The organism is Ruegeria sp. AE4 (genome assembly GCF_056542185.1).
This window is the reverse complement of the sequence record NZ_JBQFZK010000052.1, coordinates 1-1,231: the sequence shown is the minus strand read 5'-3', so window position 1 is coordinate 1,231 and position 1,231 is coordinate 1. Positions and strand designations below refer to the sequence as shown.

Below are 1,231 nucleotides of genomic sequence, written 5' to 3'. Positions count from 1 at the left end.
TGGACCTGTCCCGTTTTTGTGCCGCCCCAAGTGCTCGTTTAAGCCACTTTCCTTTCGAATGCGACAGGGCTTTTCCAGCCCAATGCTGAGTGCCTTCGCCGCGGATTGTAGAAGCCATTGATGTACTGGAAGATTGCCAGTTCCGCGTCTCGTCGCGTGTGCCACGACCTGCGCCAGATCAGCTCTGCCTTGATGGTCTTGAAGAAGGTCTCGACTGCCGAGTTGTCGTAACAATTTCCCTTGCCACTCATCGATACTTGGAAGCCGTGCTGACGCAGGAGCTTCTGGTAGTCGTGTGAGCAGTATTGGCTGCCACGGTCGGTGTGGTGAATGCATCCCTTTGGCGGCTGCCGCAGCGCCACAGCCATTTCCAAAGCCCGGATCGCCAGATCACGCTTCATTCGGTTCGACACGGCCCAACCGATCACGCGACGTGAATGCAAGTCGAGAACAACAGCCAGATAGAGCCAGCCTTCTCGCGTCCAGACATAACTGATGTCGCCTGCCCACTTCTGGTTCGGCTGATCCGCACGGAAGTCCCGGTTCAGCAGGTTGGGCGCGATATTGAAGGCGTGGTTGCTGTCGGTCGTTACTTTGTATTTCTTGGATCGTTCGACGCGTATGCCATTCTCGCGCATCAATCGGCCAACGCGGCGATGGCCGATGGGCAGGCCAAGCTCCTTCAGCTCTTCAGTCATCCGTGGACGGCCATAGCTGCCCAGGCTGAGACGGGATTGTTCCTTGATATGCGCCAAGACCACCATGTCGGTTCGCTGTCTTTGGCTGGCTGGGCGGCTGCGATAGGCGCGCAGTCCACGTGAACTGACATCCAGAACCTGGCAAAGGCGGTTGGTCGGGAATTCGTGGCCATGCTCTTCGATGAACCGGAACCTCATGGCTTTTGGCTCGCGAAGAAGGCTGTGGCCTTTTTTAGGATGTCCCTCTCCTCCTTCAGGATGCGGTTTTCACGTCGAAGTCGTTCGTTCTCTCGGGCAAGGTCGAGGTCTTTGTCAGACACCACCTCAGTGTCACGATGTGCTGTCACCCACTTGTTCAGTGTCGAAAGACCAACGCCCAAATCAGATGCTACCTGCTTGCGCGTCAGCCCGCTCGTCAGTGCGATCCGCACAGCGTCAGCGCGAAATTCGTCCGTCCGTTTCAGTCCCATAGTTCGTCTCCTTTGCTGCAATAAATGCTATCAAAGGAGCGGCAGCAAACCGCGACACGTCCA

At 56.7% G+C, this 1,231-nt stretch carries 1 protein-coding gene; it reads right to left on the bottom strand.

Going from position 1 to position 1,231, the window contains the following annotated elements; translation table 11 throughout:
- Positions 1–38: 38 nt before the first annotated feature.
- Positions 39–1,168 (bottom strand): IS3 family transposase gene (locus ACR0EK_RS20300; protein WP_480547728.1). Its coding sequence is split into 2 segments (ribosomal slippage): positions 39–925 and positions 925–1,168, totalling 1,131 coding nucleotides; the frame shifts between segments, so codons are not numbered across the junction.
- Between the last annotated feature and the right edge of the window lie 63 nt (positions 1,169–1,231).